Annotated in this window: 14 protein-coding genes; 3 read left to right on the top strand and 11 right to left on the bottom strand. The window is 71.0% G+C overall.

The genetic code is table 11. The features are described 5' to 3' along the window. Positions 1-132: 132 nt before the first annotated feature. The 6 genes from I3F54_RS16165 to I3F54_RS16140 form a co-directional block, all read right to left on the bottom strand. Positions 133-972 carry a shikimate dehydrogenase gene (locus tag I3F54_RS16165; RefSeq protein ID WP_240119483.1) on the bottom strand — a complete coding sequence of 280 codons (840 nt, stop codon included), beginning with the start codon at positions 970-972 and terminating at the stop codon, positions 133-135. Then, on the bottom strand, positions 953-2,701 hold the full coding sequence (gene mltG / locus I3F54_RS16160; RefSeq protein WP_240119482.1) for an endolytic transglycosylase MltG: 1,749 nt from the start codon (positions 2,699-2,701) through the stop codon (positions 953-955). Before mltG ends, I3F54_RS16165 begins: the two co-directional genes overlap by 20 nt. Positions 2,702-2,822: 121 nt before the next feature. Then, complete coding sequence (ruvX, locus tag I3F54_RS16155) at positions 2,823-3,287, bottom strand: Holliday junction resolvase RuvX (protein WP_240119481.1); 465 nt, start codon at positions 3,285-3,287, stop codon at positions 2,823-2,825. Continuing rightward, positions 3,287-5,959 carry an alanine--tRNA ligase gene (gene alaS, locus I3F54_RS16150; protein ID WP_240119480.1) on the bottom strand — a complete coding sequence of 891 codons (2,673 nt, stop codon included), beginning with the start codon at positions 5,957-5,959 and terminating at the stop codon, positions 3,287-3,289. Before alaS ends, ruvX begins: the two co-directional genes overlap by 1 nt. Beyond that, on the bottom strand, positions 5,959-6,303 hold the full coding sequence (locus I3F54_RS16145) for a hypothetical protein (RefSeq protein WP_240119479.1): 345 nt from the start codon (positions 6,301-6,303) through the stop codon (positions 5,959-5,961). The genes alaS and I3F54_RS16145 overlap by 1 nt, the downstream gene beginning before the upstream one ends. A gap of 16 nt (positions 6,304-6,319) precedes the next feature. Continuing rightward, on the bottom strand, positions 6,320-6,757 hold the full coding sequence (locus tag I3F54_RS16140) for a DUF948 domain-containing protein (RefSeq protein ID WP_240119478.1): 438 nt from the start codon (positions 6,755-6,757) through the stop codon (positions 6,320-6,322). 150 nt (positions 6,758-6,907) lie between these two features. Between I3F54_RS16140 and I3F54_RS16135 the strand changes: the two genes are divergently transcribed. Beyond that, complete coding sequence (locus I3F54_RS16135; protein WP_240119477.1) at positions 6,908-9,106, top strand: AAA family ATPase; 2,199 nt, start codon at positions 6,908-6,910, stop codon at positions 9,104-9,106. Positions 9,107-9,129: 23 nt separating this feature from the next. Here the strand turns inward: I3F54_RS16135 and rpsD are convergent, their stop codons facing one another. The 5 genes from rpsD to I3F54_RS16110 all read right to left on the bottom strand — a co-directional run bounded on the left by rpsD (position 9,130) and on the right by I3F54_RS16110 (position 14,290). Then, on the bottom strand, positions 9,130-9,744 hold the full coding sequence (gene rpsD / locus I3F54_RS16130; protein ID WP_205383745.1) for a 30S ribosomal protein S4: 615 nt from the start codon (positions 9,742-9,744) through the stop codon (positions 9,130-9,132). A gap of 290 nt (positions 9,745-10,034) precedes the next feature. Then, on the bottom strand, positions 10,035-11,390 hold the full coding sequence (locus tag I3F54_RS16125) for a replication-associated recombination protein A (protein WP_240119476.1): 1,356 nt from the start codon (positions 11,388-11,390) through the stop codon (positions 10,035-10,037). Between the two features lie 44 nt (positions 11,391-11,434). Beyond that, on the bottom strand, positions 11,435-12,094 hold the full coding sequence (locus I3F54_RS16120) for a vitamin K epoxide reductase family protein (RefSeq protein ID WP_240119475.1): 660 nt from the start codon (positions 12,092-12,094) through the stop codon (positions 11,435-11,437). A gap of 214 nt (positions 12,095-12,308) precedes the next feature. Further along, positions 12,309-13,571, bottom strand: coding sequence for a histidine--tRNA ligase (gene hisS / locus I3F54_RS16115; RefSeq protein ID WP_240119474.1), 1,263 nt, complete (start codon positions 13,569-13,571; stop codon positions 12,309-12,311). 11 nt (positions 13,572-13,582) lie between these two features. After that, positions 13,583-14,290, bottom strand: a complete 708-nt coding sequence (locus I3F54_RS16110; protein WP_240119473.1) for an MBL fold metallo-hydrolase — start codon at positions 14,288-14,290, stop codon at positions 13,583-13,585. A 180-nt stretch (positions 14,291-14,470) separates the two neighbouring features. On the opposite strand from I3F54_RS16110, the gene I3F54_RS16105 reads away from it, so the two are divergent. Next, complete coding sequence (locus I3F54_RS16105; RefSeq protein WP_240119472.1) at positions 14,471-15,295, top strand: peptidylprolyl isomerase; 825 nt, start codon at positions 14,471-14,473, stop codon at positions 15,293-15,295. Positions 15,296-15,439: 144 nt separating this feature from the next. Continuing rightward, positions 15,440-16,669 (top strand): DUF349 domain-containing protein, encoded by a 1,230-nt coding sequence (locus I3F54_RS16100; RefSeq protein ID WP_240119471.1) that lies wholly within the window; start codon positions 15,440-15,442, stop codon positions 16,667-16,669. The last annotated feature ends 63 nt before the right edge of the window (positions 16,670-16,732 follow it).

Genomic DNA, 16,732 nt, shown 5'->3' with positions numbered 1-16,732 from the left:
CGTCGTAGGCGCGTCCTCGCGTACGACGACGGCGTGGCCGGGTGCGCGGCCCTGGCCCGCCACCTCCGATCCTCCCACGTCCGGGACCCGGCGCAGGCCGCCGGTCCAGCAGGCGGACGCGGGAGACCGGCCTCAGCGGTCGGCGAGCGCCTTCTCCCCGGCCCGGCGCATGGCCTCCAGCGGCGCCGGTGAGCGCCCGGTCATCTGCTCTACCTGGAGGACCGCCTGGTGGACCAGGAGGTCCAGGCCGCCGACGACGGCCCCGCCGGACATGGACCAGCGGGCCGCGAGGCCGGTGGGCCAGGGATCGTAGAGCACGTCGAAGAGGGCCGCGGGGCGTTCCGGTACGGCGGCGGCGAGGGCGTCGGTCGTACCGGCGGGGGTCGTGGCGATCACCAGCGGCGCCCGCAGCGCCTCGGCCGCGTCCGCCCAGTCGGCGGTGCGGACCTCGACGTCCAGCCGCTCGCCCCACTGCCGCATCTCGGCGGCCCGGGCCCCGCTGCGGACGTAGACCGTGACCTCGCCGGAGCAGACGCGGGACAGCGCGGCCAGCGCGGAGGAGGCGGTGGCGCCGGCACCGAGGACGGCGGCCGTGTCGACCTGGTCGATGCCGTGCTCGCGCAGCGCCGCCACCATGCCGGGGATGTCGGTGTTGTCGCCGACACGGCGGCCGTCCTCGGTCAGGACGAGCGTGTTGACGGCCTCCACGGAGGCGGCGGTGCCGCTGATCTCGTCGAGCAGAGGGATGATTGCCCGCTTCAGCGGCATGGTGAGCGACAGCCCCGCCCACTCGGCTCCGAGCCGGTCCACGAAGCCGGGCAGTCCTGCCTCGTCGACCTCGAAGCGGTCGTACGTCCAGCCTTCGAGGCCCAGCTCCGCGTAGGCCGCGCGGTGCAGGACCGGCGAGAGGGAATGGGCGATCGGCGAGCCGAGGACCGCGGCCCGGCGGGCGTCAGTTGCCCGTGCTGTCATTGAACTTGTCCTTGAGTCGCTGGGCCTCGGCGTAGGTCTTGGCGAACTCGGTGTTGCGCTCGCCGTCGGTCGCCACGAAGTAGAGCCAGCCGTCGTGCGTCGGGTTCAGCGTCGCCTTCATGGCGTCCTCCCCCGGGTTGCCGATGGGCCCGGGCGGCAGGCCCCTGCTGGTGTACGTGTTGTACGGGTCCTTGTTGCTGTTGATCTCCTTCTCGGAGATGTGGATGTTGCTCTCGCCCTTGAGGTAGTTGTAGGTCGAGTCGAACTGGAGCTTCTGGTTGGTCTCGGTGTTCGTCGGCTTGAGGCGGTTGTAGACGACCTCGGCCATCTTGCGGTAGTCGTCGTGTGTCTTGCCCTCGGCCTGGACGAGGCTGGCGACGGTGACGACCTGGAGGGGGTCGTCCAGTTTCAGTTCCTTGGCCTTGGCCACGAGGTCGTACCTGCCGTAGGCCTCGTCGGCGCGGGAGACCATGGACTTCAGGATCGCCTCCGGCTTCATGCCCTTGGCCGCGGGATAGGTGCCCGGGTAGAGGAAGCCCTCCAGCGGGTCCTTGATGTCCTCGTGGTTGTTGGCCCAGCCGGGCAGTCCGAGACTCTTGTACTGCTTCAGGGCGACGTTCTTGGTCGTGCCGGATGCGAGCCCGAGCTTGTCGTCGATGGCGGTGTAGACGTGGGCGTTGCGCTCGCCCGGGGTGACCAGCACGTTGTTCTGGCTCTTGGGGTCGAGCATCATCGCGACGGCGCTCGCCGCGGACATCTGCTTGCGCAGGATGTAGGCGCCGGCCTGGATGGTGTTGCCCTTGGGGTTGTGCTGTTGCGCGGAGACGAAGGCGTCGACGCTCTTGACGACGCCCGCCGCCTTCAGCCGGCGGCCGATGTCGTAGCCGCCCGCGCCCTTGGGGATCTCGACCGTCACCGTGTCACTGATGCCGTCGCCCGCGTAGTCCGGCGCGTCGCCGAAACGTTCCTTGTAGTACTGGTAGCCGAAGTAGCTGACGCCGCCGAGGCCACCGCCGAAGACCAGCAGCACGACCAGGCAGGCCAAGCCGTTCCGGCGCTTCCTGCCCTTGCCCCCGCTCCTGCCCCGCCGCTCCGCGCGTCCGCGCCGGTCCTCCGGCTCGCTGTCGGGGCGGCCGTCGTCCTCGTCGTCACCGTCCGTGAAGAGGGCGTGCTCGTCCGGCTCCGGGTCCGGGTCCCAGTCCGGCCGGGCCTCGGGCTCCGGGCGCCTGCGGGTGGGCGGCTGGGGCGGGGGGTAGGCGTCGGGGGTCTGGTAGAAGTCGGGCTGCCCGCCGCCGTAGGCGGTCTCCTGCCCGTAGGGATCGCCGGGACCGGGCGGGTAGGGCATCTGCGCGTGCGTGCCGGTGCCGTCCCAGCCGCCCTGGTGGTGGGGCTGCTGGTCATGCCCGCCGTGGTAGCGCTGGTCCCAACCGGTCTGCTGGGCGTGCTGGTCCCAGCCGGTCTGCTGCCCCTGCTGATCCCAGCCGGTCTGCTGTGCGTGCTGGTCCCAAGCGGTCTGCTGCCCCTGCTGATCCCAGCCCGTCTGCTGTCCCTGCTGGTCCCAACCGGTCTGCTGCCCCTGCTGCGGCTGCTGCGGGTAGTACTGCGGCTGGCCGCCGTAGGCAGGCTGGTGGCCCGTGTGGGCCTGCTGCCCTTCCCATCCACCGTCCCCGTACGCCGGGTCCTCGGGATGCCACGGTTCGGAGCCCGGGCCCCGGCCATACTCAGTCATCGATCCCCTAGAGCCGCGAGGCGGCGGTCACGCGGCTCCAGGGCCGGCTCCGGCTCCGCCTCTCTCTGTGCGGCGGCTGTTCGAACACCGCCGCATCGCGCGGAACGTTACCGTATCGCGATCAGATGACCACTTCGACGCCCTCGCCCGGCGCTGTGCCTGACACCCGTTCGGATTCGAGCGCCTGCTGGAGGATGATCACGGCCGCCGCCTGGTCGATCACCGACCGGCCCTTCTTGGCCTTCACACCGGAGGCACGCAGCCCCTGACCGGCCGTGACGGTCGTCATGCGCTCGTCGACGAGCCGCACCGGAACGGGCGCGACCGTGCGGGCGAGCTCCTGGGCGAAGCCCCGGACCTTGACGGCGGCCGGGCCCTCGCCCCCCTTGAGGGAGCGGGGGAGCCCGACGACGACCTCGATCGGCTCGTACTCCTCCACCAGTTGCCGCAGCCGGCGGTGGGCGGCCGGGACGTCCCGGCCGGGCACCGTCTCCACGGGGGTGGCGAGGATCCCGTCGGGGTCGCACGAGGCGACCCCGATGCGGGCGTCCCCGACGTCGATCGCGAGTCGGCGGCCTCGGCGCATCACTTCGCCGTTTCCGCCACGAGCCGCTCGACGGCGTCGACGGCGTCACCCACGGCGGCCGGGTTCTGGCCACCGCCCTGGGCGACGTCCGGCTTGCCGCCACCGCCGCCGCCGAGGGTCTTGGCGGCCGTACGGACCAGGTCGCCGGCCTTCAGGCCGCGCTCGCGGGCGGCCTCGTTGGTGGCGACGACCGTCAGGGGCTTGCCGTTGTTCACCGTGAACAGGGCCACCACGGCGGCGCGTCCGCCCTGGATGCGGCCGCGCACGTCGAGGACCAGCTTGCGCAGGTCGTCCGGGGTGGTGCCGTCCGGGACCCGGCCGGCGACCAGGGCGACGCCCTGCACGTCCTGGGCGGACTCCGCAAGACCGGCGGCAGCCTGGAGCACCTTCTCGGCGCGGAACCGCTCGATCTCCTTCTCGGCGTCCTTCAGCTTGGCGAGCATGCCGGAGATCTTCTCGGGCAGTTCCTCCGGGCGGCCCTTGATCAGCTCGGTCAGCTGGTTGACGACCGTGTGCTCACGCGCGAGGAAGGTGTAGGCGTCCACACCGACCAGGGCCTCGATACGGCGGACGCCCGAGCCGATGGAGGACTCGCCCAGCAGCTTCACCAGACCCAGCTGGGCGGTGTTGTGCACATGGGTGCCGCCGCACAGCTCCTTGGAGAAGTCGCCGATGGTCACGACGCGGACGCGCTCGCCGTACTTCTCGCCGAACTCGGCGATGGCGCCCTGCTTGCGGGCGTCGTCGATGCCCATGACCTCGGCGGTCACGTCGAGGTCGCGGGCGAGCACCTCGTTGATCTTCTGCTCGACGTCGGTCATCACGGCCGTCGGCACGGCGGACGGCGAACCGAAGTCGAAGCGGAAGCGGCCCGGCTGGTTCTCGGAACCCGCCTGCGCGGCCGTCGGGCCCAGGGCGTCACGCAGGGCCTGGTGGGTGAGATGGGTGGCCGAGTGGGCGCGGGCGATGGCCTTGCGGCGGCGGGAGTCGATCGAGGCGTGGGCCTTGGCACCGACGGTGACCTCGCCGACCTGGACGACGCCCTTGTGGACGTAGACGCCCGGCACCGGCTTCTGGCAGTCGCGGATCTCGATGACGGCACCGGAGTCGGCCTTGATCTTCCCGGTGTCGCCGATCTGGCCGCCGCCCTCGGCGTAGAACGGGGTGCGGTCGAGAACGATCTCGACCTCGTCGCCCTCGGTGGCGGCCGGCGAGGACACGCCGTCGACCAGGATGCCGACGACCGTGGACTCGCCCTCGGTGTCGCCGTACCCGATGAAGTCGGTCTCGCCGGCGGCGTCCGCGATCTCGCGGTAGGCGCCGAGGTCGGCGTGGCCGGTCTTCTTGGCCTGGGCGTCGGCCTTGGCGCGCTCCCGCTGCTCCTTCATCAGGCGGCGGAAACCGTCCTCGTCCACGGACAGGCCCTGCTCGGCGGCCATCTCCAGGGTGAGGTCGATCGGGAAGCCCCAGGTGTCGTGGAGCAGGAAGGCCTTGTCGCCGGGCAGCACGGTGCCGCCGGAGGCCCTGGTCTCGGTGACGGCGGTGTCGAGGATGTTGGTGCCGGCCTTCAGCGTCTTGAGGAAGGCGGCTTCCTCGGCGAGGGCGACCTTCTCGATGCGCTCGCGGTCGGTGATGAGTTCGGGGTACTGCTGGCCCATCATGGCGATGACGACGTCGATGAGGTCCTTGACCACCGGGCCGGTCGCGCCCAGCAGGCGCATGTTGCGGATGGCGCGGCGCATGATGCGGCGCAGCACGTAGCCGCGGCCCTCGTTGCCCGGCGTCACGCCGTCGCCGATGAGCATGGTGGCGGTGCGCATGTGGTCGGTGACCACGCGCAGGGAGACGTCCGAGCCGTGGGCGTCTCCGTAGCGGACCCCGGTCAGCTCGGTGGCCCTGTCGATGACGGCCATGGAGGTGTCGATCTCGTACATGTTCTGCACGCCCTGCAGAATCATGGCGAGGCGCTCCAGGCCGAGGCCCGTGTCGATGTTCTTGCTCGGCAGGTCCCCGAGGATCTCGAAGTTGTCCTTGCCGATGCCCTCGCCTCGCTCGAACTGCATGAAGACGAGGTTCCAGATCTCCACGTACCGCTCGTCGTTGACGGCGGGACCGCCCTCGGCGCCGAACTCGGGGCCGCGGTCGTAGTTGATCTCGGAGCAGGGACCGCACGGGCCGGGAACGCCCATGGACCAGTAGTTGTCCTTCATGCCCAGGCGCTGGATGCGCTCCTTGGGAACGCCGACGACCTCGTGCCAGATCCGCTCGGCCTCGTCGTCGTCCTGGTAGACGGTGATCCACAGGCGCTCGGGGTCGAGGCCGTAACCGCCCTTGTCCTGGGGACCGGTGAGCAGCTCCCAGGCGAGCTCGATGGCGCCTTCCTTGAAGTAGTCGCCGAAGGAGAAGTTGCCGCACATCTGGAAGAACGTGCCGTGCCGCGTGGTCTTGCCGACCTCTTCGATGTCGGGCGTGCGCACGCACTTCTGCACGCTGGTGGCGCGCGGGAACGGCGGCTTGACCTCGCCCAGGAAGTAGGGCTTGAAGGGCACCATGCCGGCAGGGACGAGAAGCAGAGTCGGGTCGTCCGCGATGAGCGACGCCGAAGGGACGACGGTGTGCCCGCGCTCCTCGAAGAAGCTCAGCCAGCGGCGGCGGATCTCAGCCGACTCCATCAGTGGTCCTCATTCCGGTCGTACGCCGTCGTGGTCTCGACGACGTAGGTCTGCTGCGTGTCGTGGTTCTCGATGGCGGCGTGCCGCCGGGGTGCGGGCAGGGGGCTCCCTTCGATGCCGAGCGCCTCCTGGAGCTCGGACTCCCGCTGGGCCATGTTGTCGCGGACGTCGAGGGCGAAGCCCACCGCCTTGTCCTTGAGCCGGTGGCCGGCGTCGAGCGCCTTGTTGGCCGCGGTGGCGGCCAGACTCTCGGGCGTGAGCTGCCTCAGCTTGCGGTTGACCTTGGTGGTGGCCCACACACCGGCGGCGACACCCGTGCTGAACCAGAACGTACGGCGGAACATCGCTCGGTCTCAGTCCTCACTTCCGCTTGCCCCGCCGGGAGGGCGGGACGGTGCGGCCCACGATCACGGTACGCCGGGGCGACTTGGCGGGCACGTCCTCCTTGCGCCCACCGAGAGCACGGCGGACGCCGTAGCCGAACGCCGCGACCTTGACCAGGGGGCCGCCGAAGGTGGAGGCCACGGTCGTGGACAGCGCGGAGGCGTTCGAGGTGACCTCCTGGACGTCCGAGGCGATCGCGTCGACCCGGTCGATCTGGGTCTGCGCGGAGCGCACCGCCGAGGAGGCGTCGGAGAGCAGGGGGACGGCCTGATCGGTCACGTCCGCCACGAGCTTGGTGGTCGCCCTGAGCGTCTGGGCCAGCCTCGCGAGCGCCACCGCGAGGAAGGAGACCAGGATCGCCCAGAAGACGGCCACCAGGATCCCGGCAACCTCTCCACCCGACACCGTGTGCACCCGCTCCCTGAAACGTGCCTGAACATCGAAAACAGTGGCCCGAGCCTATCGCGACAAGGCGGCGGCTCCGTACCGGATTGAGGCCGGGGCGGGCGGGAGCACCGGAGCCGATTGTACGGACTGAACACGGTTCAGTACGCTCCGTGTTCCATGCGAGACCATCAGCGCCGCGGTGCCGCCCCGGACGGCGACCTGCCTCTGGAACCCGACGCGTTCGTGGGGCGGTCGACCGAGCTGCGCGGACTGGCCCGTGCCCTGGACGCGGCGCGGCTGGTGACCGTCACCGGCCCGGGCGGGATCGGCAAGTCGCGCCTGGCGGCACGCGCCGCCGCGGCCTGGGGGGCACGGGCGCGCGGGGCGGACTCCTCGGGACGGGCGGCGAGCGGGGGCTGGAGGAGGGTGGAGCTGGCGCCGCTGCGCGACCCGGAGTTCGTCGACCACGCGGTCGTGGAGGCGCTGGGGCTGACCGACCAGACCGCACGGCACCCCCGCGAGGCGCTGCGCGCGCATCTCGCCGGCCGCGAACTGCTGCTGGTCGTCGACGGGTTCGAGCACCTGGCACAGGCGTGCGCGGAGCTGGTGGCGGACCTGCTGGGCCGGCTGCCGGAGCTGAGGGTGCTGGCCGTGGGGCGGTGCCCGCTGCGGCTGGCGGGCGAGCGGCTGTTCCCGCTCGCGCCGCTCGCCGAGGACGAGGCGGTGGAACTCTTCGCCGAACGGGCCCGCGGACAGGGGGTGACGGTCGCCGACGATGCCGACGTGCGCGAGTTGTGCCGGCGCCTGGACGGGATCCCGCTGTCGGTCGAGCTGGCGGCGGGGCGGCTGCGGGCCCTGTCGCCGCGGCAGCTGCTGGAGCGGGTCGACGACCGGTTCCGGCTGCTGGCGGGCGGGGTGCGGGACGCCCTGCCGCGCCATCGGGCGCTGCGCACGGCGATCGGCTGGAGCCACGAGTTGTGCACCCCTGCGGAGCGGATGCTGTGGGCCCGCCTGTCGGTGTTCGCCGGGCAGTTCGACCTGGAGGCCGTGGAGTACGTGTGCAGTGGGCACGGACTCCACGCCGACGATGTGCTGGAGGTGCTGGCGGAGCTGATCGCCCAGTCGGTGGTCACCCGCGTCGGCACCCCGGCGGGCGTGCGCTACCGCATGCTGGACACGATCCGGGCGTACGGCGCCGACTGGCTGGAGGCCACCGGGGACGCGGCGCGGCTGCGGAGCCGGCACCGCGACTGGTACGTCGGTCTGGCCACCTGGTGCGAGCTGGACTGGTTCTCGCCGCGGCAGGCGGAGGTGGCCGCGCGCGTCGAGACGGAGCTGCCCAACCTCCGGAGCGCACTGGAGCACTGCCTGTCGGACCCGGGCGAGGCACATCTGGGCCAGTACCTGGCGGGTTCGCTGTGGTTCGTGTGGGTGGGCTGCGGCCGGCTGCCCGAGGGACGCTACTGGCTGGAGCGCAGCGTCGGGCTGGAGGCGGAGCGGACGGCCAACGAACAGTCGCGGCTGAAAGCGCTGTGGGTGCTGGGTTACGTGGCGATCCTGCAGGGTGACACGGTGCCCGCGCTGGCGGCGCTCACCGCGTGCCGGGACGGGGCCGAGCACTTCGCCAACCCCACCGCCGCCGCGTACGCCGAGCACCGCTCCGGCTGCCTGGCGCTGGTCCGCGACGACATGGGCCGTGCGGAGACGCTGCTGCGCTCGGCGCTGGAGCGCTACCGGGAGATCGGCGAGCTGAACAGCAACGTGCTCATGGGGCAGGTCGAGCTGGCGATGGCGCGGGCGTTCCTGGGGGACCTGCCGGAGGCGGTGCGACTGTGCGAGGGCGTGCGCCGTACGTGCGACGACCACGGGGAGCGGTGGGCTCGGGCGTACGCCCTGTTCGTGCTGGGGTACGCGGCGTGGGCCGAGGGCGAGCTGGGGCGCGCCCGCACCCTGCTCAGCGCGTGCCTGTCCGACGCGCACGGTTTCCGCGATCTGCTGGGCTCGGTGCTGGCCGTGGAGCTGCTGGCCCTGGTGACGGTCGCGGAGGGCGATCCGGTGGAGGCCGCCGTCCTGCAGGGCGCGGCGAGCCGCATGTGGCCTTCGGTGGGGCTGCCGCTGTTCGGCTCGGCCCACTTCAACGTCCCGCACGAGTTGTGCGAGAAGGCGGCCCGGGGCCGGCTCGGCGACGAACGGTACGAGGAGTGCGTGGGGCGGGGCCGGCTGCTGGGACACGAGGCGGCCGTCGCCCGCGCGCTGGGGCGGGAGCGTTCCCTGGACGGGCTTCCGGCACCACGTGGGCCGCACGGCCGCACAGGTGCCGGAACGCGCGAACCCACCGCCTCCCGTACCCGGAAGGGCGGGGAGACGGCGGGCTGAGGTGGTACCGGCGCCTGCTGGGGTCAGCGGGCGTAGTACTCGACGACGAGCTGCTCGTCGCAGATCACCGGGATCTCCTTGCGGTTCGGCTCGCGGTCCAGGCGGAACGCCAGGGCCTTGAGGTTCACCTGCAGGTAGCGCGGGGTCTCGCCGTCGGGGGCGAAGCCACCCTCACGGGCGATCTGGAAGAGCGTCTTGTCCTTGCTGCGGTCGCGGACCTGGACGACATCGTCGGGACGGACGACGAAGGACGGCTTGTCGACCTTCTTGCCGTTCACCTGGATGTGGCCGTGGACGACCATCTGGCGGGCCTGGTAGATCGTGCGGGCGATGCCCGAACGCAGGACCAGCGCGTCGAGGCGCTTCTCCAGCTCCACGATCAGGGCCTCACCGGTCTTGCCCTGCACCTTGGAGGCGCGGTCGTAGGCGCGGACCAGCTGGCGCTCGGAGATGTCGTACTGCGCGCGCAGACGCTGCTTCTCCAGCAGACGGACCTTGTAGTCCGAGTTCTGCTTGCGGCCACGGCCGTGCTCACCCGGCGGGTAGGGACGGGCCTCGAAGTACTTGACGGCCTTCGGGGTCAGCGCGATGCCGAGGGCACGCGACTTCTTGACCTTGGGGCGGGACTGGTTCGCCACTGTCTCTCATTTCCTTGTTCCGGCTTGTCAGAGTCGGGGGAGGTCGCCTCCGCAGCCGGGGAATCCCGCCGGGTCCACGTGGGACCTGCCGGGCAGCCGCTCCCCTGGTCTGGGCACATACGTGCAGCACGCGAGTGGCCCACCGACCGCTCCGGAACTCCGGGTGGTGGTGGGCTGCCCGCGACACCGATCGACGGTGCGCGACGCTCCTGGAACCCACTGGGGGCTCCGGCCGGATGTCCCGCTCTGACGGCACGGGACTCGGCGCTCCGGGCCAGTCTACAGGCCGGTCAGGACCGCCTGCGACGGAGGTGCTTCCGGGTCCACTCCACGGCGTCGGCGTACCGGGCCTCGGCGCCGTGCCGGGTGGGCGTGTAGTAGGTGCGGTCCTTGAGGGCGTCCGGGGCGTACTGCTGGGCGGCGATGCCCTCGGGCAGGTCGTGCGGGTACACGTATCCCTGGGCGTGGCCGAGCTTGGCGGCGCCCTTGTAGTGCCCGTCGCGCAGGTGCGGCGGGACCGGCCCGGCCAGGCCCTGCCGTACGTCGTCCAGGGCTGCGCCGATCGCGGTGGTGGCGGCGTTGGACTTGGGGGCGAGGGCGAGGGCGATCGTGGCGTGGCTGAGGGTGAGGGCGGCCTCGGGGAAGCCGATCATGGCGACGGCCTGCGCCGCGGCGACGGCGATCGGCAGGGCGCCCGGGTCGGCGAGGCCGATGTCCTCGCTGGCTGAGATCATCAGCCGACGGGCGATGAAGCGGGGGTCCTCACCGGCCTCGATCATGCGGGCCAGGTAGTGCAGCGCGGCGTCGACGTCCGAGCCGCGGATGGACTTGATCAGGGCGCTGGCGACGTCGTAGTGCTGGTCGCCGTCGCGGTCGTACGTCACCGCCGCGCGGTCGACTGTCTCTTCCAGCGTGCCGAGCGCGATCTCGCTGTCGCCCTTGTCGAGGGCGGCTCCGGCGGCGGCCTCCAGCGCGGTGAGCGCGCGGCGGGCGTCGCCGCCGGCGATGCGCAGCAGGTGCTCCTCGGTGTCCCCGGGAAGGGTGAGGGCGTCCTTCAGGCCGCGCTCGTCGGTCAGCGCCCGTCCGAGCAGGCCGCGGACGTCGTCGTCGGTGAGGGGTTCGAGGGTGAGCAGGAGGGAACGGGAGAGCAGCGGGGAGATCACCGAGAAGTACGGGTTCTCCGTGGTCGCCGCGATCAGGGTGACCCAGCGGTTCTCGACCGCCGGGAGGAGGGAGTCCTGCTGAGCCTTGCTGAAGCGGTGGATCTCGTCGAGGAAGAGGACGGTCTCCTGGCCGTAGCCGCCGCTGGCGCGGCGGGCGCCGTCGATGACCGCACGGACCTCCTTGACGCCGGCGGTGATCGCCGAGAGCTCCACGAAGCGCTTGTTGGTGGCCTTGGACACCACGTACGCCAGGGTCGTCTTGCCGGTGCCGGGGGGACCCCAGAGGATCACCGAGGACGGTCCGGCCGGGCCCTTGGCGCCCTCGCCGACCAGTCGGCGCAGGGGCGAGCCCGGCTTCAGCAGGTGCTGCTGGCCGACGACCTCGTCGAGGGTGCGCGGACGCATCCGGACCGCCAGGGGGCTGGCCGTGGGGTCCTTCTCCCGGCGGTCTTCGGCGGCGGCGGTGAACAGATCGGGCTCCACGCTGAAACCCTAGAACACCGCACCGACAATCCTCCCAGGGGCGGTCAGCTGGTCCAGAAGTCCCACCAGCGGGTGAGGATCAGCATGCCGATGATGCCGATGTGCAGCACGGGCAGTACCCAGGTGAACTCGCCGAAGAAGCTCTTCACCCAGCGCGGCGCGGGCAGGAAGCCGTTGCGGACGTTGAACGAGGTCACGTACCAGAACATGATGATCGTCGCGACCCAGGCCAGCGTGCACCACAGGCACAGGGCGTTGATCCGGTACAGCGACTGGAACATCAGCCAGGCGCAGAAGGAGACACCGAAGAGGGTGCCGGCGTTGAAGGTGAGCCAGTACCAGCGCGGGAAGCGGGCCCGGGTGAGCAGGCTCATGCCGACGCAGACGACGATGCCGTAGGCGACGAGGCCGAGCATCGGGTTGGGGAAGCCGAAGACCGACGCCTGCTCGGACTCCATCACGCTGCCGCAGGAGACGACCGGGTTGATGCTGCACCCGGGGACGAAGGTCCTGCCGTCGAGCTTGGCCTCCATCAGCTTGAACTTGTCGACGGTGATGACCCACGCGGCGAGCAGCCCGGCGGCGCCCGTGATCAGCAGCAGCACCGCGAAGGCCCGGCTGCCGCCCGCCGTCCTCGGGGCCGCGGCCTCGGCCGGCTGCGGTTCGGGCTCGGTGGAGACGTCCTTGACTGTCGTCTTGCTCATCACGCCGATTCCGTCTGTAGGTGGAGGGACCTTCTTCGGGCACCGGCCATTGTGCCGCACGCGTACGCGTGCGCACCGTTCGCTCCGCATAAGGACGTTCGTGCGGAGGGGACCCGCCGATCGGATCCGGCCAGGGCCGGAACGGCTCGGGACCGCGGACGGCGAGGACGCCGAGACCCCTCATGAGGTCTTCGGCGCCCTGCGTGAGCGCGGGTCAGCCGAGCCGCGCCTCCAGTTCGGCCACGATCTCCTTCAGGCCGACCGCGGTCTGCTCCCCGGACTCCATGTCCTTGAGCTGCACCACGCCCTCGGCGATGTCGCGCTCCCCCAGTACCAGCGCGTAGCGGGCGCCCGAGCGGTTGGCGGCCTTCATCGCCGCCTTCAGACCCCTGCCGCCGTAAGCGAAGTCGGCTGCGACGCCGACCTTGCGCAACTCGGTCACCTTGGCGAACAGCAGCCGGCGGGCCTCCTCGCCGAGCGGGACGGCGTAGACGGACGTGGCGTCCGGAATCGCGAGCTCGACACCTTCCGCCTCCAGCGCGAGCACCGTCCGGTCGACGCCGAGGGCCCAGCCGACGGACGGCAGCGCGGGCCCGCCGATCATCTCCGACAGGCCGTCGTACCGGCCGCCGCCGCCCACCGCGGACTGGGAGCCCAGACCGTCGTGGACGAACTCGAAGGTGGTACGGGTGTAGTAGTCCAGGCCGCGCACCAGCTTCGCGTCGTCCTCGAAGGCGACGCCGGCCGCCCCGATCAGCTCGCGGACCTCCTCGTGGTACGCCTTGCAGGCGTCGCACAGGTAGTCGCGCAGCAGGGGCGCCCCGGTCAGCTGCTCCTGCACGGACTCGCGCTTGTCGTCCAGGACCCGCAGCGGGTTGATGTCGATGCGGCGGCGGGTGTCCTCGTCCAGCTCCAGGCCGCGCAGGAACTCCTGCAGCGCGGCCCGGTAGACGGGGCGGCACTCCTTGTCGCCGAGACTGTTGAGCAGGATGCGGAAGTCGCTCAGGCCTAGTGAGCGGTACGCCTGGTCGGCCAGGATGATCAGCTCGGCGTCCAGGGCCGGGTCCTCGGCGCCGATCGCCTCGGCGCCGACCTGGGAGAAGTGGCGGTAGCGGCCCTTCTGGGGGCGCTCGTAGCGGTAGTACGAGCCGGAGTACCAGAGCTTGACCGGGAGGTTGCCGGCCTTGTGCAGGTTGGCCTCCAGGGCAGCACGCAGCACGGAGGCGGTGCCCTCGGGGCGCAGGGCGAGTTCGTCCCCGCCCTTGGTCCGCAGCGTGTACATCTCCTTGGTCACGATGTCGGTGGACTCGCCGACACCGCGCGCGAACAGCTCGACGTTCTCGAAGCCGGGTGTCTCGATGTAGCCGTAGCCGGAGCTGCGCAGCGGGGCGGCGATCGCCTCGCGCACGGCGAGGTACTTCGCGGATTCCGGCGGGATCAGGTCGTACGTGCCCCTGGGGGCCTTGAAGGTGCTCACGGAAGGTCTCGTCACATTCCTCGTCGGGGAGTCTCGGTCGCTCCCTGGCCGGCGCCCGCCTGCCGCAGATACGGGTTGGTGGCGCGCTCCCGGCCGATGGTCGTCTGGGGGCCGTGGCCGGACAGCACCACGGTGGAGTCGTCGAGCGGCAGGCACACGCGGGCCAGCGACGCGAGCATGTCCTCCATGGAGCCGCCCGGAAGGTCGGTGCGTCCGACGGAGCCGGCGAACAGCAGGTCACCCGAGAAGAGGACCGGCGGGATCTCCGCGGTCTCGGGCATCCTGAACGTCACCGACCCCCTGGTATGGCCCGGGGCGTGTGCCACGGAGAACCTCAGCCCGGCGATTTCCAGTTCGCGGCCGTCGGTCAGCTCACGGACGTCGTCCGGCTCCCCCACGGTCAGCTCTCCCATCAACGGCATCCCGATGGAGCGGCCGAGTGCCTTCTCGGGGTCGCTCATCATGTACCGGTCCTCGGGGTGGATCCAGGCCGGTACGTCGTGCGCGCCGCAGACGGGGACGACCGAGGCGACGTGGTCGATGTGGCCGTGTGTGAGGACGACGGCGACGGGCTTGAGCCGATGCTTCCTCAGCGCCTCCTCGACTCCCTGGGCCGCCTGGTGGCCCGGGTCGATGATCACGCACTCCTCACCGGCGGCGGGGGCGACGAGGTAGCAGTTCGTCCCCCAAGCCCCGGCGGGGAACCCGGCAATGAGCACGATCGTCCTTCGTTGTGTCGGTACAGGGCGGTTTTGGTCGGCTGCAACTGCTGTCAGAGCCTACCGGCGCTGCCGATTCCTCAGCGAACCCATATACGGTACGGGGCACACGCAGGCGATCGGCTCAACTGACGCACGCGCCCCAGTCGACGTACGAGACGCAATTGAGGAGTACACCCGGTGGTCAGCCAGGAGCAGCGGCGGCGTCAGCTCGCCCGGGAGAAGTTCTTGCGGCAGCAGCAGCGGCGCACCGAGGCACGGCGCAAGTCACGGATCCGCAATTCCGTGATCGGTTCGGCGTTCGGCGTGGTTCTGGTGGGCAGCCTGGCGCTGTACACGACCGGCGTGCTGAAGGGCGACGACGGCAAGGCCAACGCCGGCGCCGAGGTCACGCCGTCGGCCTCGGCGAAGCCGAAGGACCCGTGCGCGAAGCCGGCCGACGGCAAGGCCAGGTCGGAGACCTGGAAGACGGAACCGGCGATGGCGATCGACAAGTCGGCCAAGTACACCATGAAGCTGGAGACGACGTGCGGTGACATCGACATCGCGCTGAAGGCGTCGGCCGCTCCACACACCGTGAACTCGTTCAGCTTCCTCGCGGGCAAGGGCTTCTTCGACCACACGAAGTGCCACCGGCTCACCGACTCCGGCATCTACGTGCTCCAGTGCGGCGACCCGACGGGCACGGGCACGGGCGGCCCGGGGTACACGATCCCCGACGAGAACCTCAAGGACAGTTCCCTGAAGGACAACGTGTACCCGGCGGGCACGGTCGCGATGGCCAACCGGAGCCAGCCGCACACCGGCGGCAGCCAGTTCTTCCTCGTGTACGAGGACAGTCAGCTCCCGCCGAGCTACACCCCCTTCGGTACGGTGTCCAAGGAAGGGATGACGGTGCTGAAGAAGATCGCGGCGGCCGGTGCCCAGCCTGCGGACCCGACCACGATGAACACCGCGCCGAACGCGACCGTGGTGATCAACAGGGCGACGGTCACGAAATCCTGAAGACCTCCGTGACCTGCGGCGAAATTTCGGTGCCGCTGGATGCGGACAGGCAACCCGCCGGTCGCCTATGTTGGCGGTGACGAAACTGTGGACGATGCCCGGGGGCGCAAAGGCCCCACGCAGGCATCATGTGGAGGAGGCGCTGTGAGCAGCGACCCGTGGGGCCGCGTCGACGAGACGGGGACCGTGTACGTGCGTACGGCCGACGGCGAGCAGGTCGTCGGTTCCTGGCAGGCCGGCTCCCCCGAGGAGGCGCTGGCCTACTTCGAGCGCAAGTACGAAGGCCTGGTTGTCGAGATCGGCCTCCTCGAAAAGCGCGTGCAGACCACCGACCTGTCGGCGAAGGACGCCCAGACCGCCATCGACCACCTGCGCGAGCAGGTGGACGCCCATCACGCGGTCGGTGACCTGGCCGCGCTGCGGGCCCGGCTGGACAAGCTCGTCGAGAGCGTCGACAAGCGCCGTGAGGAACGCAGGGCACAGCGGGCCCGGCAGTCCGACGAGGCACGCAAGGCGAAGGAGGCGCTGGTCGCCGAAGCCGAGGAGCTGGCCGGGTCTGACCAGTGGCGGGTGGCCGGTGAGCGGCTGCGGGCGCTGGTGGACACCTGGAAGGGGCTGCCGCGCCTGGACCGCAAGTCCGACGACGAGCTGTGGCACCGCTTCTCGCATGCCCGGTCGGCGTTCTCCAAGCGCCGCAAGGCGCACTTCGCGCAGCTGGACGCGCAGCGCGAGGAGGCCCGCCGCGCCAAGGAGCGGCTGGTCGCCGAGGCCGAGGAGCTGTCCGGATCGACGGAGTGGGGGCCGACGGCCGCCCGCTACCGCGAGCTGATGGCGGACTGGAAGGCCGCGGGCCGCGCCCAGCGCGAGCACGAGGACGACCTGTGGAACCGCTTCCGCGGCGCCCAGGACGTCTTCTTCGCCGCGCGCAGTTCGGTGTTCGCGGAGCGCGACGCCGAGCAGGCGGAGAACCTGAAGCTGAAGGAGGAGCTGGCCGAGGAGGCCGAGAAGCTCCTGCCGGTGACGGATCTCAGGTCCGCGCGCGCCGCGTTCCGCTCGATCAACGAACGCTGGGAGTCCATCGGCCATGTGCCCAGGGACGCCCGGCCGAAGGTCGAGGGCCGGATGCACACGGTCGAGCGGGCCATCCAGGAGGCCGAGGAGGCCGAGTGGCGCCGGACCAACCCGGAGGCACGCGCGCGTGCCGAGGGTCTGACCGGCCAGCTTCAGGCCGCCGTGGACAAGCTGCGGATGCAGATCGAGCAGGCGCGCGCCCAGGGCAACACGTCCAGGGCCGACAGACTGGAGCGCGAGCTGGAGGGCCGCCAGGCGCTCCTGGACCAGGCGCTGAAGGGCCTGCAGGAGTTCGGCGGCTAGGGAGCGTATGTGGTTGTGATCATCAGGTGGTCCGGGTGAGCTCTCTGAGCCAGATCATCGAGG

It is taken from the genome of Streptomyces sp. MUM 2J, assembly GCF_022414535.1.
In the GTDB taxonomy this organism is placed as follows: Bacteria; Actinomycetota; Actinomycetes; order Streptomycetales; family Streptomycetaceae; genus Streptomyces.
The sequence above is the reverse complement of the archived record's forward strand: the minus strand, read 5'-3'. Positions and strand labels throughout refer to the sequence as shown.

Excerpts from the sequence above, each read along its gene's own strand:
- I3F54_RS16165 (WP_240119483.1), bottom strand. The coding sequence starts at position 972 with ATGACAGCACGGGCAACTGACGCCCGCCGGGCCGCGGTCCTCGGCTCG.
- mltG (WP_240119482.1), bottom strand. The coding sequence starts at position 2,701 with ATGACTGAGTATGGCCGGGGCCCGGGCTCCGAACCGTGGCATCCCGAG.
- ruvX (WP_240119481.1), bottom strand. The coding sequence starts at position 3,287 with ATGCGCCGAGGCCGCCGACTCGCGATCGACGTCGGGGACGCCCGCATC.
- alaS (WP_240119480.1), bottom strand. The coding sequence starts at position 5,959 with ATGGAGTCGGCTGAGATCCGCCGCCGCTGGCTGAGCTTCTTCGAGGAG.
- I3F54_RS16145 (WP_240119479.1), bottom strand. The coding sequence starts at position 6,303 with ATGTTCCGCCGTACGTTCTGGTTCAGCACGGGTGTCGCCGCCGGTGTG.
- I3F54_RS16135 (WP_240119477.1), top strand. The coding sequence starts at position 6,908 with ATGCGAGACCATCAGCGCCGCGGTGCCGCCCCGGACGGCGACCTGCCT.
- I3F54_RS16120 (WP_240119475.1), bottom strand. The coding sequence starts at position 12,094 with ATGAGCAAGACGACAGTCAAGGACGTCTCCACCGAGCCCGAACCGCAG.